Origin of the sequence: Fenollaria sporofastidiosus (assembly GCF_943169635.2) — a bacterium.
Classification (GTDB): domain Bacteria; phylum Bacillota; class Clostridia; order Tissierellales; family Peptoniphilaceae; genus Fenollaria; species Fenollaria sporofastidiosus.
Window position 1 is genome coordinate 1180909 of sequence record NZ_OW968186.1, and the last position, 24313, is coordinate 1205221.

Below are 24313 nucleotides of genomic sequence, written 5' to 3' on the forward strand. Positions count from 1 at the left end.
AAGAAGACTATGAAAAAGACCAAGATAGTTTGCACTATTGGTCCAAGCTCAGACTCATATGATGTCTTGAAGGATTTAGTAAGTGAAGGAATGAATGTTGCAAGACTAAACTTCTCACACGGCACTCATACGGAACATAAGACAAGGATAGATACTATAAAGAAGCTTAGAGAGGATATTGATGAGCCTATAGCGATAATGCTTGATACAAAGGGTCCTGAGATTAGGATAAAAACATTTAAAGATGGCATGATTAGGATAGAGCAAGGACAAGATTTTATTTTAACGAGCGAGGACATTGAAGGAGACGAGACAAAGGTTTCTGTCACATACAAAGACATTGCCAAGGATTTAAAGGTAAATGACAGAGTACTTATTGACGACGGTCTTGTTGAGTTCACTGTAAAATCAGTCGATGAGAACAATGTTTATATGAGGGCTGTTAACTCGGGCGAGCTAAGCGATAGAAAAGGAGTTAATCTTCCTTCAGTTAAAGTAAATTTACCAACGCTTACAGAAAAAGATGTTGAAGACCTTATCTTTGGCATAGAAAATGATGTAGATTTTATTGCAGCTTCATTTATTAGAAGCGCAAAAGATGTATTAGAGATAAGAAAAATTCTTGAGAGCAATGGCGGAGAAGACATTAAAATAATTTCTAAGATAGAAAATCTAGAAGGCGTTCAAAATATTGACGAAATAATCGAAGTATCTGATGGCATCATGGTTGCTAGAGGCGATATGGGCGTTGAGCTTGATGAGGAGGACATACCACTAGTTCAAAAAGAAATAATAAGAAAATGCAATCTAAAGGGAAAGTTTGTAATAACAGCCACTCAAATGCTAGATTCTATGATAAGAAACCCAAGACCAACAAGAGCAGAGGTAACTGATGTTGCTAACGCAATACTAGATGGATCAAGCGCGATAATGTTATCTGGAGAAACCGCTGCAGGAGCATATCCTGTTAAGGCTACTGAGATGATGAGAAAGATTGCGCTTAAAATTGAGGACAGCTTGGATTATAAAATCTTAATTAATAGCACTAATGATGAGCATGAGATAAATATAACTAATTCAATCGCGAAAGCGACTAGAGAAGCAGCACTTGATTTAAATGCAAAACTAATTATTGCAGCTACATCATCAGGGCTTACTGCAAGAAATATATCAAAGTTCAAACCAAAATCGCCAATCATCGCAGCTACTACAAATGAAAAAGTTAGAAGGCAATTATCAATTGAGTGGGGAGTTTATCCTATAAGAGCAAAGTTAGCTACAAATATTGATGAACTCTTTCATGATTCAGTAAATATTTTAAAGAATGTAAAATTTGTAAAGGAGGGAGATCTAGTCATCCTAACTGCAGGTATGCCACTAGGAAAAACTGGATCGACAAACATTATGATGGTAAAGACAGTTGGTAAACTACTATGCAAAGGTATGGGCATAGGCAAGCATAAAATTAGTGCAAGAGCATGTGTTGCAAAGAACGCACAAGAGCTTGAAGAAAAATTTAAAGATGGCGATATAGTTGTAACTATAGGCGTATATAAGGAGATGCTACCATTCATTCAAAGGTCCAAAGGCATAATAACAGTTGAAGGAGGACTTACTAGTCAAGGTGCTATAGTCGGAATAAACTACCATCTAGCGACTGTTGTTGGAGCAAAAGAAGCTATGGAAAACATTGAGAGTGGCGAGATGATAAGTGTTGACGCATCAACTGGAGAGATATATGAAGGTAAAATATTTAATGAAGGGGAAGTGATTTAATGGCAGACACAAGATCTTCGTGGCAAGAGTATTTCATGTCTATCGCTCATATGATAGCAAAGAGATCGACATGTGATAGAGCATATGTTGGTTGCTTATTAGTAAATAAGGACAACAGAATTGTCTCCAGCGGTTATAACGGAAGTATAAAGGGTAATCCACATTGCTCTGAGATAGGCCACACAATGAGAGATGGTCACTGTATAGCGACTATACATGCAGAGATGAATGCACTTTTATATTGCGCAAAAGAAGGCATCAAAGTTGATGGCTGCGTGTGCTATGTAACACATTTTCCATGCCTTAACTGCACAAAAGCGTTGATTCAAGCTGGAATAAGCAAAATTTATTACACAAATGACTACAGAGTAGACGATTATGCTTTAGAATTGCTTGACAAAAATCATATAGAGCACATTAAATTAGATGTAGATATAAAGTAGAAAATTTTGATTAGGAGGAGAAGAAAATGTTAAAAGAATTCAAAGAATTTATTTCAAAGGGTAATGTTATGGACCTAGCAGTAGGTGTTATCATTGGTGGAGCTTTCGGAAAGATTGTTAGCTCACTTGTTAATGACATCATCATGCCACTTATCGGACTTATACTTGGTGGCACAGACATGAGCAACTATTTCATTACACTAGATGGTGGTCAATACGCTACACTTGCTGAGGCGCAAGAAGCTGGAGCAGCTACTCTAAATTACGGTTTATTTATTACACAAGTAATAAACTTCTTAATTATAGCCTTTGTTATATTTATGATGGTTAAGGCTGTGAACAAAGCTAGAGCACTTACTAAGAAGCCTGAGCCAGAAGCAGCACCAACAACTAAGGAATGTCCATATTGCAAATCAACAATTGATATTAATGCAACAAGATGCCCTAACTGTACATCAGAATTAAAATAATAGAGGTGACTTATGACAATACTTAATAGAAGTGAAGTAGATAAAAATCTTACTTGGGATACGTCAGCTATCTTCAAATCTAAAGAAGAAGCAAGAAAAGAAGCTAATGATATACTAAATGCTTCATTAAAATTAAAAGAAGAGTACGAAGGAAAGCTTACTGACTTTGATACTATCGTTAAAGCATTCAAAGAGTACGAAAAAATCGTTGAAAGATTTTCGCTAGTAGTTGATTATGCATATCTAAACAAGGACGTTGACCTAACTAACTCTGTTGAACTAGCTTTCTTTAACGAGCTATTAAATATGTACAATAAGCTTGATGAGAACACATTATTTGTTGAGCTTGAGATAGCTAAGCTTGATATTCCGATGCTTGAAAAGCTAGAGAAGGTAGATGGCTTAAAGGTATATTTCCACAGTGTTATCTTAAAGAAGAAAACATACTTAAGCGATGCAGAAGAAAAAGTTATACAAGCTTTTACACCATTAACAATGGCACCAGAGCAATTATACAATACAATTAAATTGCAAGATTTAACATTTGAACCCTTCGAGGTAAACGGCAAGAAGTATAGCAACTCATATGCTTTATTTGAAGAAAAGTATGAGTATGATGAAGATAAGGACTTAAGAAGAGAATCATTTAAGCATTTTTACAATGACTTATCAAAGACTATCAACAGCACAGCTATGGCATTTAACTTAAATATGCAAACTGATAAGATTATCTCTAAGCTAAGAGGCTATGAAAGTGTAACTGATTATCTACTTGCTAAGCAAGAAGTCCCTAGAGACATCTACGAAAACCATCTTGATACAATTATGAAAGAACTTTCACCAGTTATGAGAAAATTTGCTAGAGTATTAAAAGATGGCCTTGGCTTAGAAAAAATTAATTATTATGACTTAAAGGCTAATATAGACCCAGAATTTGATCCAGAGATAACACTTGATGGAGCAAAAGAATATATCTATAATGCTTTAAATGTATTAGGTGATGAATATCTAGAACAAATTAAAAAAGTTTTAGAAGGTAAGAACATCGACTATGTTGAGAACAAAGGTAAGTACACAGGAGCATATTGCTCTACGCCAGCAGGCTTCCCTTCATATATACTTATGATATGGACAGGCAAGATGGACAGTGTGTTTACTATGATACATGAGCTAGGTCACGCAGGTAACTTTATGCTATCTCAAAAGTATCAATCATACTTTGACTCAGACCCATCTATGTTCTACTGCGAGTCACCTTCGACAATGAATGAGATGATGCTTGCCAACTACCTAATGAAGAAGACAGAAGATCCTAGGATGCTTAGATGGATTTACTTCTCAATCATTGCTAAGACATACTATCACAACTTTGTTACACACTTCTTGGAAGCATATTTCCAAAGAAAAGCATATAACTTAGTAGACGAGGGACAAAACTTAGATGCAGATACACTTAATAGATTGTACAAGGAAACACTTGAAGAGTTCTGGCAAGGTGAAGTTGAATTAACAGATGGCTGTGAGATGACTTGGATGAGACAGCCACACTACTACTCAGGACTATACTCATACACATACTCAGCAGGCTTATCAATTGCAACTAATGTATCAAAAAAGATATTAGAAGGAGATAAGGAAGCTGTTAAAGACTGGTTAGTGGCATTGAGACAAGGCGGACTATATAACCCAATCGATTGGGCAAAATTATCAGGTGTAGACATCACTACAACAGCTTCATTAAAGAATACTATTGCATATATATCATCAATAGTAGATAAAATTGAAGAATTAAGCAAGAATTTATAAAAAAATCAATGAAAATGCTTGACAAGCAAAGTATTTTGTATTAAAATATTGGTTAGTGTTTTAGAAAAGACCCGGAAACTTTTTTAAAAACAATGTTTTTTAAAGGAGGAAAAAAATGAGTTCATTTATGGCCAATGCTCAAAATATTGAGAGAAAATGGTTACTTATAGACGCTGAAGGCAAAGTCCTAGGTAGACTAGCAAGCGAAGTTGCTAAGATCTTAAGAGGAAAACACAAAGCAACTTTCACACCACATGTTGATACAGGTGATTTCGTTATCATCATCAACGCTGATAAGGTAAAATTAACAGGAAAGAAATTATTACAAAAGAAACACTACTATCACACAGGTTATCCTGGAGGACTTAGAGAAATCAGTTACCAAGATATGATGCAAAACAACCCTGAAATGGCTATTAGATTAGCTGTTAGAGGTATGCTTCCAAAGAACAGATTAGGAAGACAAATGTTTAGAAAGTTAAAAGTATATGCTGGCGCAGAACACAACCACGAAGCTCAAAAGCCAGAAGTATATGAATTTTAGGAAGGAGGACGAATAGATGGAAAAACTTATTCAAGGAACAGGCAGAAGAAAATCTTCAGTAGCTAGAGTAAGATTAGTGCCTGGCGATGGTAAATTTACTATCAACCACAGAGATATTGATCAATATTTAAAAGAAGAGTTATTAAAAAACATTGTTCGTGAACCTCTTAATTTAACTGACACACTTGGTAAATTCGATGTTTACGTTTTAGTTAACGGTGGCGGATTTACAGGCCAAGCAGGAGCTATAAGACATGGCTTATCAAGAGCTTTACTTGAAGTTGATCCTGAATACAGATCAATATTAAAGAAAGCAGGATTCTTAACTAGAGATCCACGTATGAAAGAAAGAAAGAAATACGGATTCAAGAAAGCTAGAAAGAGTTCACAATTCTCAAAGAGATAGTTTTATTACTATATACACGAAAGACCTTGCATTTGCAAGGTCTTTTTTTGTGAGTATTAAATTTTAGATCTTTTAATTAAGCCGCTTTCATCAAGCTCATATATTTCATCTGCAACATGATTTATAAAGTATCTATCATGCGAAACAAAGAAGATGGCTCCGCCAAAGGTTTTCATCTCATTACTTATACTAGGTAAGGAGAGAGGCGATATGTTTCTTGTTGGCTCATCAAGAACTAAAATATCAGGCTCCATAAGCTGCATCCTAGCAAAAAATAGCTTTGCTTTCTGTCCGCCACTAAGTTCAGAAATGTTTTTAGTCACCTCATCTTTAGTAAACTTTAGAGAAGCAAGATAAGTTCTAATCTTAGTTTCTTCATCTTTAGTAAAGTCATTTCTTAAATATTCAATAGCGTTTTTATGAACATTTAGTTCTTCCTCATAGTTTTGTGGCATATACGAGACTCTTAAGTCTTTACTTATATTATCTTTAATAATGTTTAATAGAGTTGTTTTGCCAGCACCATTCTTTCCAACGATAGCAATTTTATTATTGCCATATGATTCAAGATTTATATCTTTGGCAAGTATTTTATCACTAGCTCTTAAAACTTTAAGATGCAAGTTTAAAACACATTTGCCGTTTTCAATAAGTTTTTCTTTATTATAATTAACAAAGATTTGTTCTTCGTATTCTGGTTTTTTAGTCATTTTTCCTTTTTCCCACTCGATAAGCTTTTCGTGAGCCTTCACTTCGTGCATAGTCTTTTTAAGATACCTACCTAGTCTGTCGTTCTTTTCTCTTCTAAGATCATGCTCTACGCTATCATGAACATGCCTCCACCTTGCTTCCTTTTCATCCATGCGCGCCTTGTCGTTTTTAGCTCTTTGCATTTGAGTAGAAATTTGTTCTTCTCTAAGTTTAATATAAGTATCGTAGTCATTACCACTAATATTTATACGTGATTTTGTTTTATTTTGAAGCAGTTCAAAATGTATTATTTTATTTGCTAGTTTTTTGATGAAGTATGTATCGTGGCTTGCAAAGATGATTTTCCCGTTAAATTCTTTAAGCACTCTCTCAAGAACTTCCATAGACTCAAAATCTATATCATTAGTCGGCTCATCAAGTATTAGTAGAGAAGGACCCTTTGCTATAGCGAGTGAAATTAAAATTTTCATTCTCTCTCCGCCTGAATATGTTTCAAGCTTCCTTTCCAAGTCGTTCACATCGACGTTAAAAGCGTTGATTAATTTATAAAATTCGCCTATGTCAACAGTAAGTTCATCATTAGCATAAATAAGATCACTCAAACTTTTACAAAGCACATCAGCTGTAGCTATTTGAGGCACAATTGCTATAGATTCATCACGGCTAATCTCACCACTTATATCCGCATAAGTAAGAACATCGTTTATATTTGTAAGCGCCTTAATTAGAGTAGATTTACCATTGCCTTCTTCGCCTATAAGTGCAAGCCTGTCGCCATTGTTTATAGAAAACGTTAAATTGTCAATTATGCTTCTACCATCTTTCTTAAGTCTAATAGTTAAATTTTTTATCTGCATAGACGCCTCCTATATGATTATTTATTTAAATTATATATTAATTGCTAAATTATTTCAAATAAATATAAATTTTATAAAAATTAAAGTTAAAATATTAGCAAAAATGTATTTTATATGTTATAATGAAATCGAAGATTTCTGTTGTGAACATAGTAAAGTGTTCCTAAAGAAATTTTCACGACGCTATAATAGTTAACAATATTAAGAAGACAAGGAGGCCTAATATTTTGATGCTTAGTTTAGCTTAGGTGTTGAAATATTTCTTGTAAAAAATATTGTATATTATAAATGTAGATTAAGGAGGATGAAAAATGGAAGGCAAAAAAACTGCTTTATACGATGAACATGTAAAACTAGGTGGCAAAATTGTAAATTATGCTGGCTGGTTACTACCAGTTCAATACGCAGGCTTAATCGAGGAACATAATGCAGTAAGACAAAAACTAGGGGTATTTGACGTATCTCACATGGGTGAAGTTTGGGTTACTGGTAAAGATGCATTTGATTTTGTAAATCATCTAATTACTAATGACTTACACGCTATCGAAGACGGACAAGTACAATACAATGTTATGTGTTACGAAAATGGTGGCGCTGTAGACGACTTACTAGTATACAGATTCAACCAAGAAAAGTTCTTTTTAGTAATCAATGCAGCAAATGTTGAAAAAGACTTTGAATGGATTACTAAACAAGCTAAAAACTTTGATGTTAAGGTTGAAAATGTTTCAGATCAAACATCACAAATAGCTGTTCAAGGACCACTTGCACAAAAAGCTGTACAAAAATTAACAGATGTAGATCTAGATACTATCAAATTCTTCCACTTCATTGATGGCTTTGTACTTGCTGGTAAAAAAGTTTTAATCTCTAGAACAGGATACACTGGAGAAGACGGATTTGAAATTTACACAGATAATGATTCAATAGTTCACATCTACAAAGAAGTGTTAAAGGCTGGAGAAGAGTTTGGAATTGAACCATGCGGACTAGGATGTAGAGATACACTTAGATTTGAAGCTATGCTTCCACTATATGGCCATGAAATATCACAAGATATTTCTCCAGTAGAAGGCGGACTAAACTTCTTTGTTAAGCTAGATCAAGAAGCTGACTTCATTGGTAAAGAGGCTCTTAAGAAGATTAAAGCTGAAAACAAGAGAATACTTGTTGGCTTTGAAATGATTGATAAGGCTATACCAAGAGAAGGATATGAAATTGAAAAAGACGGCAAGAAGATTGGCTACGTTACAACAGGATATCTATCACCAACACTTGGCAAGAAGATAGGTAACGCTCTAATCGATGCATCTTACAAGGAAATGGGAGCTGAATTTGATGTAATTATCAGAGGAAAAGCTCAAAAAGCTAAACAAATTAGCAGAAAATTCTTAAAAGACATTAAAAAATAAATTATACAATTAGGAGGAATTTACAATGGAAATTAAAAAAGGTTTACTTTACACAGAAGATCATGAATGGGTTAAGGTTGATGGAAACATCGCTACAGTTGGTTTAGCTGACTACGCTCAACACAACTTAGGAGACATAGTATATGTTGAATTACCTGAAATTGATGATGAATTCTCAAAAGGCGATGCAGTAGCATCAGTTGAATCAGTAAAGGCAGCTTCAGAAGTTTTCACAGCAGCTAGCGGAAAGATAGTTGAAGTTAACGAAGCGCTTGACGATGAACCAGCTCTAATCAACGAAGGACCATATGACGCTTGGATATTCAAGATTGAAATGAGTGATCCATCTGAATTAGACGATTTAATGGACGACGAAAAATACGCTGAATTTGCTAAGGAGGACTAGTATGTATCCATATCTTAGTCAAACACCTGAAAACATAAAAGAGATGCTTGACAAGATAGGTGTAAAATCTGAAGAAGAATTATTTGATTGTATTCCTGAAAGTGTTAGATTCAAAGGCGAGTTAAACTTACCTAAACATAAATCAGAATTAGAAGTTAGAAAGATCATGAGTGATCTTGCAAATATGAACTGCTCTACAAATAAGAAAATTTGCTTCATAGGAGCAGGAGCATATGATCACTACATCCCTTCAGTAATTGGTGCTATAGCATCAAGAAGCGAGTTTTACACTTCTTATACACCTTATCAACCAGAAGTATCTCAAGGAACTCTACAAATGATATTTGAGTTCCAAACAATGATGAGCAATCTAGTAGGACTACCTATTACAAATGCTTCACTATATGACAACTCTAACGGTGTTGTAGAGTCAGCTCTAATGTGCTGCAACACAACTCGTAAGAAACAAGTTATAGTATCAAAAGCACTTAGCCCATCAGCTAGAATGGTTCTAGACACATATACACACAGCCATAACATAGAAGTTGTTGAAGTTGACATCAAAGATGGAGCAACTGACTTAGATGACTTAAAGAAGAAACTAAGCGATGACGCAGCATGCGTAATTATGCAAAATCCAAACTTCTTTGGAGTTATCGAAGATATGAAGGCTGCTTGTGACTTAACTCATGAGTTCAAGAAAACATACTTCATTGCTGACGTTGACACTAACTCACTAGGTATACTACAAAGACCTGGCGACTACGGTGCTGACATAGTAGTTGGTGAAGCGCAGGCCTTCGGTATACCACTATCTTATGGTGGACCATACCTTGGATTCATCTCATCAACTGATAAGTTCATGAGAAAATTACCAGGAAGAATCGCTGGTCAAACAGTTGATAGAAACGGTAAGAGATCTTGGGTATTAACATTAACAGCTAGAGAGCAACATATCAGAAGAGATAAGGCTACTTCAAACATATGCTCAAATCAAGGCTTAAATGTACTTTGCGCAACAATTTACATGTCACTTATGGGCAAGAAGGGCTTAAGAGAAGTTTCTGAGCAATGCGCTAAGAAAGCTCATTATCTACAAAAAGAACTTTGCAAATCTGGTAAATTTAAATTAATGTATAATAAACCATTCTACAAAGAATTCGTTATCACTAGCGATATCTGCGTAGATAAGATCAACGCAGCTCTTACAGCTAATGGTTTCATGGATGCATTTAAACTTTCTTGGTTCTACGGTGATGAATACAAGAACGCATTCATGCTTGCTGTTACTGAAAAGAGAACAAAAGAAGAAATGGATAAATTAGTAGAAGTATTGGAGGGTGTTGAATGTTAGATAGATATGACAAAGTAATATTTGAAATTTCAAGACCCGGTAGAACTGGATACAATTTACCAGATCTTGATGTTGAAGATTTAAAATTAGATAGCGTAATTCCAAGTGAATATTTAAATAAAGAAGAACTAGACCTACCTGAATTATCTGAGGTAGACGTAGTAAGACACTTTACAAATCTTTCAATAAAGAATTACGGACTTGACAACGGCATGTATCCTCTAGGATCATGTACAATGAAATATAATCCTAAGATTAATGAAGATATGGCTGCTCTTGAAGGCTTTAGAGACTTACACCCATACCAAGGCGATGGTTGCACACAAGGCGCTTTAAAATTAATGTATGACCTTGCTGAATCACTAGCTGAAATTTCTGGTATGGACGGAGCAACATTGCAACCAGCTGCAGGTGCACATGGTGAGTTAACAGGTGTTCTATTAATTAGAGCATATCATGAAGCAAGAGGAGATATGAATAGAAACAAGATGATTATCCCTGACTCTGCTCACGGTACAAACCCTGCAACTTGCTCTATGGGCGGATTTACTCCTGTAGAAATTAAGTCAGATGAAAATGGTTTAGTTGATCTTGAAGCACTAGAAGCAGCTATGACTGAAGAAGTTGCTGGTCTAATGCTTACAAATCCAAACACTTTAGGTTTATTTGACAAAAATATTGAAAAGATAGCTGAAATCGTTCATAGAAAAGGCGGTCTATTGTACTACGATGGCGCTAATATGAACGCAGTTATGGGACACTCAAGACCTGGAGACATGGGATTCGACGTTGTTCACTACAACGTTCACAAGACATTCTCAACACCACACGGCGGTGGAGGACCAGGCGGTGGACCAGTTGGTTGCAAGAAAGAATTACTTCCATTCTTACCAGTACCAGTTATCTCTAAAAATGATGACAAATACTTCCTTGACTACAATAGACCACAAAGTATAGGAAAGGTTAAAGACTTCTACGGACACTTCAGTATCCTAGTAAGAGCTTACACTTATATCCTAACAATGGGTTCAGATGGTTTAAGAAAAGCATCAACAAATGCTGTTTTAAATGCAAACTATCTATTAAGTCAATTGAAAGAAAATTACAATGTTCCATACGATACAATTTGTATGCATGAATTTGTATTAGGCGGACTAAAGAACTGTGATACTGGAGTAACAACATTAGATGTTGCTAAGGGATTAATCGATAGAGGATTCCATCCACCAACAGTATACTTCCCACTAATAGTTCATGAAGCATTGATGATCGAACCTACTGAAACAGAAAGTAAGGAAACATTGGATGCTTATGCAGCTGCACTTAACGATATCGCTAGAGTAGCTAAAGAAAATCCACAAGACTTACTAGACGCTCCAAAGACAACTATGGTATCTAGACCAGATGAAACATTGGCAGCTAGAACTCCAGTATTAACATATACTAAAGAAGAAAAATAGTAAGTAATATAATGGGGCACATCAAAGTGCCCCTAATACATAAATTTTATAGGAAGGTATAAAATGAACGCAAAATTAAAGTCTAATTTATTAATAGTTTTAGGCGCCTTTATGGTTGCCATCGCTGTTTATTTCTTTTTAACTCCAACTAAGATGACTATAGGTGGAGCTACAGGTATAGCAATTGTTTTATCGTATTTATTACATTTACCAATGAGTTATGTTTTATTTGCAACAAACATAGTTTTATTCGCTCTAGGATTTTTATTCATAGGTAATAAGTTTGGTGTAAAGACAGTACTTACATCACTTGGTATATCTTTAATTATATTCATACTAGAAAAAATTATTCCACTTGACGGACCTATAATTGATGACTTGCTATTACAAATGATAATAGCTGTTATAGTATCTGCTGTAGGTATGGCTATAATACTTAATCAATATGCATCAATTGGTGGTACAGATATACTATCTAAAATCATAAATAAATTCACTGGACTTGATCTTGGCAAGGGCGTACTACTTTGCGACTTAGTCATCACTTTATTTGTAGGCATTGTATTTGGTCTTGAAATCGGTTTATATTCACTACTAGGTATTATAATGAACGGGTTAATCATAGATTTTACTATAGACGGTTTAAATACATCTAAGAATATTATTATAAATACAGAAAAACCAGAGCTTGTTAAAGACTACATTGTTAAAGAACTTAATCACTCAGCAAACCTTTATAAGGCTGTTGGTGCATATACTGGTAATGAACATACGGTAATCATGACTGTTTGTTCAAGAAGGGACTATTTACTTTTAAAAAGATTTATAGAAAGGAATGCTCCAGACTCTTTCTTGGTTGTAATGAATGCAAGTGAAGTCTATGGCTTTAGATGGAGGAATATTTCTGAATAAAATATAAAATTACTGGAGGTACTATGTTTGATTTTGACAAAATAATTGACAGAAGCGCTTTATCATCTGCTAAGTATGAAACTTCACGTTTAGCAGGTAATGATGAGTCAGTTATACCATTCACAATTGCTGATATGAATTTTGCAACAGCTCCTGAGGTTAAAGCTGCATGTTTAAAGAGAGCAGACAGGGACTTTTATAGCTACACTTTACCAGACGATGATGTATATAAGGCTATTATTAACTGGCAAAAGGATATGCATGAGCTTGATATAAAAAAGGAGTGGATAGTATTTACTCCAGGAACTGTTCCAGGACTTGATCTTGTTATTAGATCAATAGTCGAGGATGGAGAGAAAATAATAATTCAAACACCAGTTTATCCTCCATTTTTTAATTTCTCAAATCTAAAAAACATGGAGATACTACAAAACAAACTTATATTTGACGGTAATCATTATACAATAGATTTTAATGACTTGGAAGAGAAAGCAAAGCTAGCGAAAGCAATAGTTCTATGTAATCCGCACAACCCAGTAGGAAGAGTTTGGACTAAGAGTGAACTTGAAAGATTATCTGAAATTGCATATAAGCACAACTTATTTATCGTAAGCGATGAGATGCATCAAGATTTTACTTATGGCAATAATTTTTATACTCCAATAATGAGAGTGTTTAAAAATTATGAAAAAGTTGTTTCCTTTATGGCACCTTCTAAGACATTTAATATTGCAGGTTTAAATACTGCTTATGCTGTTATACCTGATGAAAAACTAAGAGAGAAGATAATCAGTGTTGAAGCTAAATCTTTGATGGGCTCGGTCAATCCATTTGGGCTTGAGGCGTTAAAGGCAGCCTACAATGAAGGTAGATCTTGGTATAGAGAGATGCTTAAGTACTTAGAGGGGAACATTAATTATGTATGCGAGAAATTTTCCAAGATAGATGGAATAAAATTTCAAAAGCCTGAAGGAACATATTTAATCTGGGTAGACTTATCAGAATTAAAATATAGTCCAAAGGCTATGCATGAAGTTTTCATTAAGAACAAGATATTTTTATCCGATGGAGCGATGTTTGGAGATGAGATGTCGGTAAGGATTAATCTTGCTTATCCAAGAGAGATTATTTATTTCTTAGTGGATAGTTTTAAGAAGTCAATTGAAGAGATAAAAACTTTAAATAAATAAATATACTATAAACAAAAATATAGAGAGCCTAAGCCCTCTATATTTTTTTATATTCTTTAGCTAAGTCGTCTATATACTTTGTGATTATATCCTTGATATTTTCTTCTTTGAAAGGATTTTTTAATCTACTAAGCTCAATGCTTGTAAGGAAGTCTTCTTTGCTTGCGTTATCCATAAGTAGTGTCATCTTTTTGAAGGCTTCTTCCTTATCTTCCAAAAGATTGTTGTAGAAGTCAATTCCACTTAAGTCACCGATTGCATAATTAATTGAGAGCATAGGTGTATTAAATAGGGTGTGGTAGTTAAGCCACCACATGCCAACATCAAATACTTTCTCATCAACACTTATGAAAGGGAAGTACTCTTTGTGAAGCTTTCTAAATATTTCATATCTTTCCTCAAGATCTGTGTTTATATTTAGATACATAAGCTCTTCAAACTCATTAATTAAGCAGTAGAAGAGTATATCGAATAAAAGATTTATTTTATATGAAATCATATAATTTTTTGCGCCATTTTCAAACAGTTCATCAGCAAAGCTCAATATAATAAATGAGAATGCAGTAGAGTAGGCGTTAACTATATCATCTTGCGGTTCAATATACTCAATAAGCTCGTTGTATGAGCCTATATATAGAATTAGAGCATAGCTTAGGCAGGTTATGAAGTTTGAAAAGCTTAATAGGTCTGCTTCATAATTAGCGAACATAAATGTTATATCGTGGTTATATATGTTTGTTGCATAGTTATAGCTAGCTTTATTTTTTCTTGGCAATAGGTCAAGAGATTTATCGTTTATAATCTTTCTTATTATTTTACTTAAAAATGGATTATATTCTTCAAGCTTATTCGCTATCTTCTCTAATAATAGGTAAGGATCCTTTATGGGCATAGCATTGTAGTCTTTAAAGTATACTTTAAGGTCATAAGTATAAATTTGATCAACACCAAGCTTTTCTTTTTTTATATCAGCAATGACATTAGCATTAGTAGCAAGATGTTTTTTTATTGCCTCTCTAAACTTAACTATATCGTTATGATTATAATTAATTCTGCATCTTTCCTTATCGGAGTAGTCAAGGTAGTTATTATAACCAAGTCTTTTGGCTATCTTATATCTCATAATAACAAGATCTTTATACTTCTGTGCATAGTAGGTATTGCGCTCTAAGTTGCTTTTATTCATTTCTTCGAACAAACGCTTTCTTTGATTTCTATCATTAGATAGTAGGAATTTTGCTAAAGTTTTGTTAGTAATTATTTCTCCATCAAAAGAGATGGACTTTGTATTTCTATACTCATTAATCTCTTGCAAGATTTTGTTTTCATTCATATTAAGACCAACAACATCTTTCTTGTAGAGATCTTGCATTATACTTAGCTTGTCAAAATAGTACTTGCCCCACCTCTTTTTAAGTCTTTCAATATCGTCATCTTCAAGTAGTGTTAGCGCAAATTTAATCGTAGCCTTCTTAAACTCATCTTCATTACTTAAAATATATGAAAATTCATTTTTAAAGAATTCATCACTAGTATCTTGCGAAAATTTTACAAATACATACTCTTTAAAGCTATGGTAGCGCCTTTTAATTATGTCGACCTCTCTAATTAAAGTGTTTTTCTCATCAAAGTCACTAGAGCGTGCTAGACGGCTCGCATAGTAATTAACAAGGTTTGCTTCACTAAGTATATCTATTCTTTTATAATCTTTTTCAATTTTATCAAACAACATAGCCTTCATCCTTTAAATGTATTATCATATTTAATTATATATCATTAAGGAGCCTTTTTCAATTAAATAAGAATATTTATATAAAATTTTAAAAAGTAGTTGACAAGCCAGTATATATGTGATAAACTATGAATGTTAAAAATATACCGCGGCAAATATATTTTTAGAGGTGTTTTAATGTCAAGTTTAAACGGACCAAGAGTAAGAACGGTCAGAAGATTAGGCTTAAATGTCTATGGATTAGCGAAAGCTACAAAAGGTATGAAAAAAGGAGCTGCACGTTCAGATAAGAAATTATCTAACTACGGTCTTCAATTACTAGAAAAACAAAGATTAAGAGCTTACTATGGAGTGCCAGAAGTTCAATTAAAGAAGGCATTCTTAAAAGCTAAAAAGTCTAAAGATCAAACAGGTCACGCTCTTATCAAATTACTAGAAACAAGATTAGATGCATTTGTTCTTAGAGCAGGTTTTGCTCAATCAATCAGACAAGCAAGACAAATGGTTGTTCACGGACACATCCTTGTTGACGGTAAGAGAGTAGACAAGCCAGCTTATCAATTATCAGTTGGACAAAAGATCAGCTTAAAAGAAAAATCAAGATCAAATGAAATGTTTAAGGAAAACTTCCAAACAGTAGTTGGAAATTCTTATCCATACATTGAAAAAGATATTGATAAATTCGAAGCAGTTTTATCTAGATTACCAGAAAGAGAAGAAATTCCAATAGAAATCGAAGACGTTTACGTAGTAGAATATTATTCTCATTAATAAATTAGCTCTCAGAGTACTGAGAGCTTTTTCATTGGAAAAACTTTTATTAAGATTAAAGGCAGAGCATAAGCTCTGCCTTTTTAATACAAGAAGATTTTATTATTTTCAGTAATTATAGCTTCATGCGAATTTTCATCAAGCTTTTGATTGTACTTCTTCATCAAATAATCATATATTTCTTTCTTATTATTAAACTTAAGCAATTGATATGGCTCTTGGAAGCTTAGCTTTTCTAAAAAGTAATATTTCTTGCCACTTTCATACATAAGTCCTGTGTGACCAATAAAGAGAATATTCCCATCAATTTCATCATTAGAGTTTATATATACTGAGACAACTTTTACATCTTCATTCTTAAATTTAATGCCTCTTGCATCAAATTCTTTCATAATTATATCTTTATAATCTTCTTTAGCATCTTTAACGTTGATTGGTGCATAATATGTAATGAACTTTTTAAGCTCATCATCATTTAGTAGCGACTTATCACTTATAGCTTTTTTGTCAAAGTCTAATACAGAAGATTTATCATTCAGCTCTTTCTCAATGTCTAAACTGTTCTTAATTAGAGAGAATGTTGTTATCCTGCAGTTAATACCAAGAAAGTCTGGATTCTTTTGTGTAAACTTATCAATGCTATTGTTATAAGAAATATTGTCATTATACGCTGTGAACTTAGATGCTAATTCATTTGCATCAGCACTGTCGTTATATTCATCAACGTTATTCATAAAGAAGTTTACATCGTTCTCATCAAGGCATTTATCAATAAGCGCTTTCTTTAAATCGTTCTTTGTTTCATCACTTGTAATGTTAGTATACATTATAGTCTCATCATCTTCATTATCTTTATCATCAGGAGCGCTTGAAGGAGCATTTACTTCACTGTCTGTACCATTTACCTTAGGAGTACATGATACTAAAATTAAAGCCATAGATAAAGATAGTAGTAAGAATAATACTTTTTTCATATAACCACCTCAAAACAAATTATAGTTTACAAATGAGCACTTGTCAATTAGCTAAGCTTTACAAAAAGGTAACAGTTTATATTAACAAGCTTCACATATCTTTGGATAGGTGGCAATTCTTCTTTTTCTTGACATAAAATATTGCTTAGTTTATAATTAACTTAAGTAAAAGGGGGAATCAATATGAATTCAAAAGATTTGGCAAAGGATTTAATCGGTTTTATTGATAATAGTCCATGTGCCTTTTTTGCTGTTAAAGAGATTGAAAACGAACTAAAGAAATCAGACTATAAAGAACTTAAGGAAGAAGATAAGTGGAACTTAAGCTTGGGATCTAAGTACTATGTAAAGAAGAATGACTCGGCTATATTGGCTTTTGATATTCCAAAGAAAAAAGACGACTTAGCTTTTAAGATCATAGCTTCGCACTCAGATAGTCCATGTTTTAGAGTTAAGCCTCAGCCAGACATATATCAAAACGGCTACCACAAGTTAAATACAGAAGTTTATGGAGGAGCGATACTCCACACATGGTTTGACAGAGCTCTTTCATTAGCAGGTAGAGTATATACTAGAAACGAAAAGGATGCATTGCACCCACACATGCACCTGCTTAATATAGATAAAGATCTTATGAGCATAGTAAGTCTTTGCATACATCAAAACAGAGAAGTAAACAAAGGTTTTGATATAAACGCACAAAAAGATACACTTCCAATACTTGAGCTTATTAACGATACTGTCGAAAAGCTTAAATTAGAAGATGTAATTGCTAAAGAATTAAAAGTTAAGAGAGAAGACATACTTGACTTTGATTTATTTGCTTACGATAGAGAAGGTGGCAAGATTCTTGGTTTAAACAATGAATTTATGCAAGTTGGCAGACTAGATAACTTAGCTATGGCGCATCTATCATACAAGGCTTTATTAGCCAAAAAAGCATCGAAATTTATTAACTTAATATATGTATCAGATAACGAAGAAGTCGGATCTATGACTAAGCAAGGTGCAAACAGTCCATTCTTAAAGAATGTAATGAGAAGGATAATATTAGCGCTTGGTTTAGATGACGAAGAGTTCTACAGAGTAAAAGCAAAATCATTTATGATTTCATCAGACCTTGCACACGCATACCATCCAAATTATCCTGAAAAGTGCGACATTACAAATATGCCAAGGATGGGTGAGGGCGTTTGCATAAAGTATGCTGCTAATCAAAGCTACACATCTGATGCTGAGTCTGCAGCAGTATTTAAGCAATTTGCTACTAAGGCAGGAGCTAAGGTACAAGCTTTCCTTAACAGATCAGACGTTCGTGGAGGATCAACTATAGGTCCAATCAGCTCAACACAACTAGACATTAAATCGGTTGATATAGGCAACCCTATACTTGCTATGCACTCAATCAGAGAATTTGGAAGCGTTGAAGATCATTACAATTTGTATAAGATATTCACAGAATTTTTTAAATAATGAAGAGTAAAAAGACTAAGCTCTTTTCTATACTTGTCATTGCAATATCTATTCTTGTTGTTTTACTAAGTGCATATTTTATAGACGGACCAGAGAAAATCATTGCAACAGTGAGGCAAGCCAATGTTTATTATTTAATATTAGCTGCTTTCCTGATATTTTTGTTTTGGTTCTTTGGCTCACTTTCATTAAACGCACTACTAAAAGTTTTAGGAGTTAAGCTAAAGCAAGTTGATGCATTTAAAGTTACAATGACGGGCGCCTTTTTTAACGCAATCACACCATCATCAACAGGCGGTCAACCTATGCAAGTATTAAGAATGAGGGATTTTGGACTAGCGCCAGGACTTTCATCTTCAGTGGTTATATTATTACTTATAATCAACAACGTAGTTACACTAGTTCTTGGATTATTCTCAATATATTACTCATATCATAATTTAGGTAAAACCTGGTTTACGGGATTAATGATGATACTTGGCGTTGCACTAAGCGTTTTAGTAACGTTTTTAATTGCAACAGTAATCATATTTCCAAGAAAGAGTAAAGAGTTTATAGTTAAAATTGTAAAATTATTTAACAAGAAGAATCCTGTCGAACAGATAGAAAAGCTAGATAGACAGATAGACTCATTTTATGACTCATTTAGAGTTTATAAAAGAGAGGGGCTATATAAATTACTTCCTTGTGCGATTTTTGTAGCACTTCAAAACATATCACTATGGTCAATACCACATGTAGTTTTCTCAGCTTTTGGAGGACAAACGCCTGATATAGTCCTAAGTGTGTGCGCTGCATGCATGGTTGCACTTATATCTGGCTATGTTCCACTTCCAGGAGCAGCATTAGGAGCGGAGGGAGCTTTTCTTAGTATATTTGGACCACTATATAAGAACATTTCATCAGTAGCCATAGTAGTAATACTGTGGAGAGTATTTACATTCTACGCACCTATCATAGTTGGAGCGTTCTTTACAGTTAATTTTAAAACAGATAAAGAGGTTGAGAGATTTGAATAACGAAGAAAAAAAGTATATACCGAGTGTCGATACAGTACTTAGAAGACACGTACAAAAGGTTCCTGAAGCAGTATATAGATGCTCTGGCATTAACATTATGGGCAGAAGAATAAAGTCTTTAGTCTTCTCAACAGATGTTGCCATCATTAGAAACACCAATGCAGATGGAGTTATAGCTGTCTATCCATTCACACCAGAGTTATCAATAACGAAGGCCATACTAGATGTATCACCAGGACCAGTTTTTGTTGGAGTAGGCGGAGGATTAACTACAGGCCAAAGAAGCATACAGATAGCTTTTCAAGCAGAACTTAATGGAGCTTTTGGCGTCGTTGTAAATGCACCTATGAAAAACGAGGTTATAAAAGAGATGTCTGAGTATATAGACATACCTGTTATTGCATCCATCGCATCTTTTAATGATGATATTGAAGGCAAGATTAATGCTGGAGCTAGAATACTTAACATAGCAGGAGGAAAAGAGACTGCAAATTTAATAAGACACGCTAGGTCTATAGTAGGAGAAAAATTTCCTATAATAGCAACAGGCGGACATACTGATGAACATATATTAGAAACAATTAGAGCAGGAGCAAACTGCCTATCATATACACCAAGAACATCACCTGAGATACTTGAAGACATCATGGTGGCATATAGAGACAAATAAGATTAGCACCTCTATGACTAGAGGTGTTTTTCATGCACGGTATTATTTCTTTTAGATTGTTTGAATACCACACTTTTATTGAAAAAAATGATCTTTTATGATATAATCATTGTGAAATTTTATGAAGAGGTAAGAAATGAACAAGTTAGGAATAACAATTGAAGCAAAAGTAATTAAGCACAGTGGCAGTGATTATATTCTTGAAGACCTAGATAAAAACACTTATCATGCGAGGTCTGATGATAAAAAATATGACGTAGGAGACACTGTTAAGATATTTAACTATCCACTTGATGGCAAAGTTATATCATCTTTTAGGCTGCCATACATAGAAGTAGGCGAGATAAAAAATTTAAAAGTAGTCAGCAAGACAAGGATAGGTTACTTTTTAAACATGGGTCTTGATAAAGATGTATTACTACCGTTCTCTGAAGCAATAAGAGATCCAAAAGTTGGTGCTATGGTCTTAGTTAAACTTTATATTGACAAGTCGGGTAGACTTGCGACAACTATGAAGATTAGAAACACATTAGAAAGAAGTACTAATTTTAAAAAGGGAGATATAGTAGATGGTATTATCTACAACATATCCAGAGAATTTGGTTTATTTGTAGCCATTGAAGACAAATATGAGGCCATGGTTCAAAAGAAAGATGTATGTGATGACTACGAACTTGGAGAGAGAATGAAGTTTAGAGTACAAACCGTTCATGAAGACGGTAGACTTGTATTGAGCACTAAATTAGAAAAGTCAGCATACGATGAACACAAGAGTGATTCATTAAAAGTGTATGAAATATTATTAAAGAATAAAGGCAAGATGAACTACGCAGATAAGAGTGATCCTGATGATATTAGGAAAATTTTCAATATGAGTAAGTCATCATTTAAAAGGGCAATCGCCATTTTGTATAGACAAAGAAAAATTATTATCAATGACGATTCCATAGAAATTAAGGAGGATTAATATGTCAGTAAAAATTAACACAGAGGTAATTGAATTAATGCTTGTATTTTGGCAAAGCATTGCAGAGAGAGAAAAGGTTTCTGAAGATTATATCAGAAGCGTAGCAGATAGAGATGAAATGAAGTACACTTACTGCGAAGGCTTCAATGAGGAATCTGTAAGAAAAGTTCTTTCAGCAATTTCTAACAAAGAACTTTTAAATAACGCTACAAAGGAAGAAAAGAAATTCTGGAATAACAATATGTGGATGACAGAAGATTTAAGCGTTGTTAACATGATGGTTGAACCAATCAAGAAACTTAATCTTGATGCAGTTAACGCTGATAAGAAGTTAATATTTGTTCCTGGACATTTAGAAGAAAAGTATATAGATGGTAATACTATAGTAGTAAACTTCTTCAAGATCAATGTTGATATCTTTGGAGGAACAGGAGCAGTTACAGTTAACGGTAAGGATTTTAAAGAATATATATTAGATCTAGTTCAAGATAAATAATAAGTAGTAGACATCAGGAGGCAGTATGGAAATATTAAAAGTAGAGCACTTATCAAATGCTTTCGATGGAAAGGAAATTTTAAAAGATGTAAACTTTTCAGTAAATTCTGGAGAGATTATTGGTTACATTGGACCCAATGGCGCCGGTAAATCAACAACTATCAAGATAATTATGGGTCTTAACAGAGACTACTTTGGAGATGTTTCTGTTTTTGGTAAGAATATTAAAGACTCACTTGATTATAAGAAGAAGATAGGTTACGTTCCCGAAGCTAGCGAGGTTTACGAGAACTTAACAGCAATTGAAAATATAGAACTAAATGCAGCACTATATGAAATTGATGTAGAAAGTGCAGTTAGAAGAGCTAAAACTATGCTAGAAGTGCTTGAAATGAAAGACGTGATGGATTCACAAATATCATCTTTTTCAAAGGGTATGAGACAAAAGTATCTATTCGTCTTATCACTACTACATGATCCCGACATAGTCTTTCTAGATGAGCCACTTAGCGGCATTGATGCAAACTCGGTTTTAGTTATCAAAGAGATTCTTGCCTCACTTAAAAATAAAGGCAAGACAATATTTTATTCATCACATATATTGGAAGTTGTTGAAAAACTATCTGACAAGATCATACTTTTACAAAATGGAAAAGTTATACTAAATGACAGCATAGATAATATTAAAAAGACTCTTAATAATAATGAGGATAGTGATGAGTCACTTGAAAATATCTTCAATGAAGTAACTGGTTTTACTAATCACAAAGAGTTAGCAGAAGAATTTGTTAAAGCCATAGGTGAGAGTGATGTTTAAATTATTCTCACTAAAGGTGCTTGATTTATTTAAACCACTTTTTAATGGTCTTAGAGTTGATTATAATAAGCTTAGAGCAATACTTAAGGCTAAGCTTATCATGGAAAGCAGAAGAACATCTGCCTTTTCCAATAGCTTTTCAGGCCAAGAGAGCAAGAGTAAATTATCACAATTTTTTCAAAATAGCAATTTTTTCAAAAGAGGCTATATATTATTCTTAATATATGGACTAATATTAGCTGGAATATGTTATGGAGCACAGGACATAAAGACAAGGTATACAGCTTTATTCGCTGTTGGTATGTTTTTATTCTTTGCAGGTATTATAGTTGACTTTACTGAAGTACTTATAGACACAAGAGACAGAAATATATTACTTTTTAAGCCTGTTGGCGAAAGAGAAGTAAATTTAGCAAGGTTAATATCACTAATCATATATGTAGTGAAATTAGCCTTAATTATGTTTGGTCCAGCGCTTTTAGTTACAATCGTAAAAAGGCCGCAAGAAGCTCCAATACTGCTAGTAGAAGTATTTATGTTATCTGTAAGTCTCGTAATGTTTGAATATATATTTTACTATGCATTATTTAAAATATTTAAAAATCTTAATATAAAGTCTATAATAACAACAGTTCAAGTACTGATCTTTGTTGTGCTTATGATAGGCTTTCAAGTTTTTGGACACATTGTTGATAAAGAAATGGCAATAAAAATATTTTCAAGTGAAGCTTTTAAATATTTATTCATACCAATGTGGTTCACAGGGCCGTTTGAATTACTATATGGCAATTTTGAAACCATAAATATAATTTATACAGTATTATTAATTGTATTTTTCATTGGATTTATAGCTATAAATACAGCTATATCGAAAGATTTTGAAGAAATTTTATCAAAGAAAGACAAAGTTATAATAAATAAAAAGACAAGCTTTTTACAAAGGTTAACAAATAAGTTTTTTGCCAAGAACGATATGGAAAGAGCTGGGGTAAACATGGTATTTTGGATGAAGGGCTCTGATGAAAAACTAAAATTTCAATTAGGCTCTATATCACTTATGATAATTGTTTATCCACTAATCTTTCTATTTGCTGCGTTTAAGAAGGGCAGCGACCCAATGGCTGATATGGTTTTAAAAGATCATGCGAGGTTCGTGACTTTAATTAATTACATGTCATCTATAATGGCTATGGGCATTTGGCAAATTTTAAATTATGCTACAAATTATAAAGCATCAATAATACATTTAATCACAGGCAATCTAAGACTTAAAGAATTTAAAAATGGTGTAAAAAAGGGAGGATTATTTTCCTTTATATTTGTGCCAGTTTTGATAGATGCGATGCTTATGTCATTATTTGTAAAAAATGCTTGGTTTATTGACTACATCAATCCAATCATATTTATAATGCTATCAGGCGTTATCTCTTCAGATCTTTTACTAAAGAATATACCATTCTCATTGGATTTTACAAAGATTAAGAATGGTCAAAAAGGATATTTCTGGGCTGGTATGGCATCTATGTTTATAACAGCTGTGCTTACTGGATTAAACGCTCTTCTAATATTTTTAAATACACCGTTTATATATTTATATTCATTAATTGGATTAGGAGCACTAATATACTTACTTAAAAAATAGGGGAA

General features: G+C 33.5%; 23 protein-coding genes. 20 read left to right on the forward strand and 3 right to left on the reverse strand.

From position 1 onward, the window contains the following. Positions 1–9: 9 nt before the first annotated feature. The 6 genes from pyk to rpsI all read left to right on the forward strand — a co-directional run bounded on the left by pyk (position 10) and on the right by rpsI (position 5445). On the forward strand, positions 10–1776 hold the full coding sequence (gene pyk / locus KO172_RS05705; protein WP_215493414.1) for a pyruvate kinase: 1767 nt from the start codon (positions 10–12) through the stop codon (positions 1774–1776). Then, positions 1776–2219 (forward strand): deoxycytidylate deaminase, encoded by a 444-nt coding sequence (locus tag KO172_RS05710; RefSeq protein WP_215492548.1) that lies wholly within the window; start codon positions 1776–1778, stop codon positions 2217–2219. The genes pyk and KO172_RS05710 overlap by 1 nt, the downstream gene beginning before the upstream one ends. Positions 2220–2245: 26 nt before the next feature. After that, positions 2246–2689 carry a large conductance mechanosensitive channel protein MscL gene (mscL, locus tag KO172_RS05715; protein WP_215492549.1) on the forward strand — a complete coding sequence of 148 codons (444 nt, stop codon included), beginning with the start codon at positions 2246–2248 and terminating at the stop codon, positions 2687–2689. A 12-nt stretch (positions 2690–2701) separates the two neighbouring features. Further along, on the forward strand, positions 2702–4495 hold the full coding sequence (gene pepF, locus KO172_RS05720) for an oligoendopeptidase F (RefSeq protein ID WP_215492550.1): 1794 nt from the start codon (positions 2702–2704) through the stop codon (positions 4493–4495). Between the two features lie 115 nt (positions 4496–4610). Continuing rightward, positions 4611–5039, forward strand: a complete 429-nt coding sequence (gene rplM, locus KO172_RS05725; protein WP_215492551.1) for a 50S ribosomal protein L13 — start codon at positions 4611–4613, stop codon at positions 5037–5039. Between the two features lie 16 nt (positions 5040–5055). Then, positions 5056–5445, forward strand: coding sequence for a 30S ribosomal protein S9 (gene rpsI / locus KO172_RS05730; RefSeq protein WP_019213663.1), 390 nt, complete (start codon positions 5056–5058; stop codon positions 5443–5445). Between the two features lie 56 nt (positions 5446–5501). Here rpsI and KO172_RS05735 read toward each other — a convergent pair whose 3' ends face one another. Continuing rightward, positions 5502–7013 (reverse strand): ATP-binding cassette domain-containing protein, encoded by a 1512-nt coding sequence (locus KO172_RS05735; protein ID WP_215492552.1) that lies wholly within the window; start codon positions 7011–7013, stop codon positions 5502–5504. A 311-nt stretch (positions 7014–7324) separates the two neighbouring features. Between KO172_RS05735 and gcvT the strand changes: the two genes are divergently transcribed. From gcvT to KO172_RS05765, 6 genes are all read left to right on the forward strand, one after another. Beyond that, positions 7325–8425, forward strand: coding sequence for a glycine cleavage system aminomethyltransferase GcvT (gene gcvT / locus KO172_RS05740; protein WP_215492553.1), 1101 nt, complete (start codon positions 7325–7327; stop codon positions 8423–8425). A gap of 25 nt (positions 8426–8450) precedes the next feature. After that, positions 8451–8831 carry a glycine cleavage system protein GcvH gene (gene gcvH, locus KO172_RS05745; protein WP_215492554.1) on the forward strand — a complete coding sequence of 127 codons (381 nt, stop codon included), beginning with the start codon at positions 8451–8453 and terminating at the stop codon, positions 8829–8831. Position 8832: 1 nt separating this feature from the next. Further along, positions 8833–10185 (forward strand): aminomethyl-transferring glycine dehydrogenase subunit GcvPA, encoded by a 1353-nt coding sequence (gene gcvPA, locus KO172_RS05750; RefSeq protein WP_215492555.1) that lies wholly within the window; start codon positions 8833–8835, stop codon positions 10183–10185. Continuing rightward, positions 10179–11645: an aminomethyl-transferring glycine dehydrogenase subunit GcvPB gene (gcvPB, locus tag KO172_RS05755; protein WP_215492556.1), complete on the forward strand. Its 1467-nt coding sequence runs from the start codon at positions 10179–10181 to the stop codon at positions 11643–11645. The genes gcvPA and gcvPB overlap by 7 nt, the downstream gene beginning before the upstream one ends. Before the next feature lie 63 nt (positions 11646–11708). Next, positions 11709–12557: a YitT family protein gene (locus tag KO172_RS05760; RefSeq protein WP_215492557.1), complete on the forward strand. Its 849-nt coding sequence runs from the start codon at positions 11709–11711 to the stop codon at positions 12555–12557. Positions 12558–12580: 23 nt separating this feature from the next. Next, positions 12581–13747 (forward strand): MalY/PatB family protein, encoded by a 1167-nt coding sequence (locus KO172_RS05765; RefSeq protein WP_215492558.1) that lies wholly within the window; start codon positions 12581–12583, stop codon positions 13745–13747. A gap of 37 nt (positions 13748–13784) precedes the next feature. Here KO172_RS05765 and KO172_RS05770 read toward each other — a convergent pair whose 3' ends face one another. Then, positions 13785–15479, reverse strand: a complete 1695-nt coding sequence (locus KO172_RS05770; RefSeq protein ID WP_215492559.1) for a gluzincin family metallopeptidase — start codon at positions 15477–15479, stop codon at positions 13785–13787. Between the two features lie 177 nt (positions 15480–15656). Here KO172_RS05770 and rpsD point away from each other — a divergent pair, with 177 nt between their 5' ends. Continuing rightward, positions 15657–16250 (forward strand): 30S ribosomal protein S4, encoded by a 594-nt coding sequence (gene rpsD, locus KO172_RS05775; RefSeq protein ID WP_215492560.1) that lies wholly within the window; start codon positions 15657–15659, stop codon positions 16248–16250. Between the two features lie 83 nt (positions 16251–16333). Here the strand turns inward: rpsD and KO172_RS05780 are convergent, their stop codons facing one another. After that, positions 16334–17224 carry a DUF4300 family protein gene (locus tag KO172_RS05780; RefSeq protein ID WP_215492561.1) on the reverse strand — a complete coding sequence of 297 codons (891 nt, stop codon included), beginning with the start codon at positions 17222–17224 and terminating at the stop codon, positions 16334–16336. Between the two features lie 183 nt (positions 17225–17407). Between KO172_RS05780 and KO172_RS05785 the strand changes: the two genes are divergently transcribed. The 7 genes from KO172_RS05785 (at position 17408) to KO172_RS05815 (ending at position 24308) form a co-directional block, all read left to right on the forward strand. Continuing rightward, complete coding sequence (locus tag KO172_RS05785) at positions 17408–18697, forward strand: M18 family aminopeptidase (RefSeq protein ID WP_215492562.1); 1290 nt, start codon at positions 17408–17410, stop codon at positions 18695–18697. Continuing rightward, positions 18697–19716: a lysylphosphatidylglycerol synthase transmembrane domain-containing protein gene (locus tag KO172_RS05790; RefSeq protein ID WP_215492563.1), complete on the forward strand. Its 1020-nt coding sequence runs from the start codon at positions 18697–18699 to the stop codon at positions 19714–19716. Before KO172_RS05785 ends, KO172_RS05790 begins: the two co-directional genes overlap by 1 nt. Further along, entirely contained in the window at positions 19709–20386 is a 678-nt protein-coding gene (locus KO172_RS05795; RefSeq protein ID WP_215492564.1) for a hydrolase, read from the forward strand. Before KO172_RS05790 ends, KO172_RS05795 begins: the two co-directional genes overlap by 8 nt. 136 nt (positions 20387–20522) lie before the next feature. After that, the gene (locus KO172_RS05800) at positions 20523–21353 is read left to right on the forward strand and encodes a CvfB family protein (protein ID WP_215492565.1); all 831 of its coding nucleotides are present in this window, start codon (positions 20523–20525) and stop codon (positions 21351–21353) included. A gap of 1 nt (position 21354) precedes the next feature. Further along, on the forward strand, positions 21355–21849 hold the full coding sequence (locus tag KO172_RS05805) for a TDE2712 family protein (RefSeq protein WP_215492566.1): 495 nt from the start codon (positions 21355–21357) through the stop codon (positions 21847–21849). A gap of 25 nt (positions 21850–21874) precedes the next feature. After that, positions 21875–22666, forward strand: a complete 792-nt coding sequence (locus tag KO172_RS05810; RefSeq protein ID WP_215492567.1) for an ABC transporter ATP-binding protein — start codon at positions 21875–21877, stop codon at positions 22664–22666. Continuing rightward, positions 22659–24308 carry a hypothetical protein gene (locus tag KO172_RS05815; protein ID WP_215492568.1) on the forward strand — a complete coding sequence of 550 codons (1650 nt, stop codon included), beginning with the start codon at positions 22659–22661 and terminating at the stop codon, positions 24306–24308. The genes KO172_RS05810 and KO172_RS05815 overlap by 8 nt, the downstream gene beginning before the upstream one ends. The last annotated feature ends 5 nt before the right edge of the window (positions 24309–24313 follow it).

Coding starts and splice junctions, on each gene's coding strand:
- KO172_RS05780 (WP_215492561.1), bottom strand. CDS start 17,224: ATGAAAAAAGTATTATTCTTACTACTATCTTTATCTATGGCTTTAATT.
- pepF (WP_215492550.1), top strand. CDS start 2,702: ATGACAATACTTAATAGAAGTGAAGTAGATAAAAATCTTACTTGGGAT.
- pyk (WP_215493414.1), top strand. CDS start 10: ATGAAAAAGACCAAGATAGTTTGCACTATTGGTCCAAGCTCAGACTCA.
- gcvT (WP_215492553.1), top strand. CDS start 7,325: ATGGAAGGCAAAAAAACTGCTTTATACGATGAACATGTAAAACTAGGT.
- KO172_RS05760 (WP_215492557.1), top strand. CDS start 11,709: ATGAACGCAAAATTAAAGTCTAATTTATTAATAGTTTTAGGCGCCTTT.
- mscL (WP_215492549.1), top strand. CDS start 2,246: ATGTTAAAAGAATTCAAAGAATTTATTTCAAAGGGTAATGTTATGGAC.
- KO172_RS05785 (WP_215492562.1), top strand. CDS start 17,408: ATGAATTCAAAAGATTTGGCAAAGGATTTAATCGGTTTTATTGATAAT.
- KO172_RS05815 (WP_215492568.1), top strand. CDS start 22,659: ATGTTTAAATTATTCTCACTAAAGGTGCTTGATTTATTTAAACCACTT.
- KO172_RS05810 (WP_215492567.1), top strand. CDS start 21,875: ATGGAAATATTAAAAGTAGAGCACTTATCAAATGCTTTCGATGGAAAG.
- KO172_RS05735 (WP_215492552.1), bottom strand. CDS start 7,013: ATGCAGATAAAAAATTTAACTATTAGACTTAAGAAAGATGGTAGAAGC.
- KO172_RS05805 (WP_215492566.1), top strand. CDS start 21,355: ATGTCAGTAAAAATTAACACAGAGGTAATTGAATTAATGCTTGTATTT.
- rpsI (WP_019213663.1), top strand. CDS start 5,056: ATGGAAAAACTTATTCAAGGAACAGGCAGAAGAAAATCTTCAGTAGCT.
- gcvPB (WP_215492556.1), top strand. CDS start 10,179: ATGTTAGATAGATATGACAAAGTAATATTTGAAATTTCAAGACCCGGT.
- KO172_RS05800 (WP_215492565.1), top strand. CDS start 20,523: ATGAACAAGTTAGGAATAACAATTGAAGCAAAAGTAATTAAGCACAGT.
- rplM (WP_215492551.1), top strand. CDS start 4,611: ATGAGTTCATTTATGGCCAATGCTCAAAATATTGAGAGAAAATGGTTA.
- gcvPA (WP_215492555.1), top strand. CDS start 8,833: ATGTATCCATATCTTAGTCAAACACCTGAAAACATAAAAGAGATGCTT.
- KO172_RS05765 (WP_215492558.1), top strand. CDS start 12,581: ATGTTTGATTTTGACAAAATAATTGACAGAAGCGCTTTATCATCTGCT.
- KO172_RS05790 (WP_215492563.1), top strand. CDS start 18,697: ATGAAGAGTAAAAAGACTAAGCTCTTTTCTATACTTGTCATTGCAATA.
- KO172_RS05770 (WP_215492559.1), bottom strand. CDS start 15,479: ATGTTGTTTGATAAAATTGAAAAAGATTATAAAAGAATAGATATACTT.
- gcvH (WP_215492554.1), top strand. CDS start 8,451: ATGGAAATTAAAAAAGGTTTACTTTACACAGAAGATCATGAATGGGTT.
- rpsD (WP_215492560.1), top strand. CDS start 15,657: ATGTCAAGTTTAAACGGACCAAGAGTAAGAACGGTCAGAAGATTAGGC.
- KO172_RS05710 (WP_215492548.1), top strand. CDS start 1,776: ATGGCAGACACAAGATCTTCGTGGCAAGAGTATTTCATGTCTATCGCT.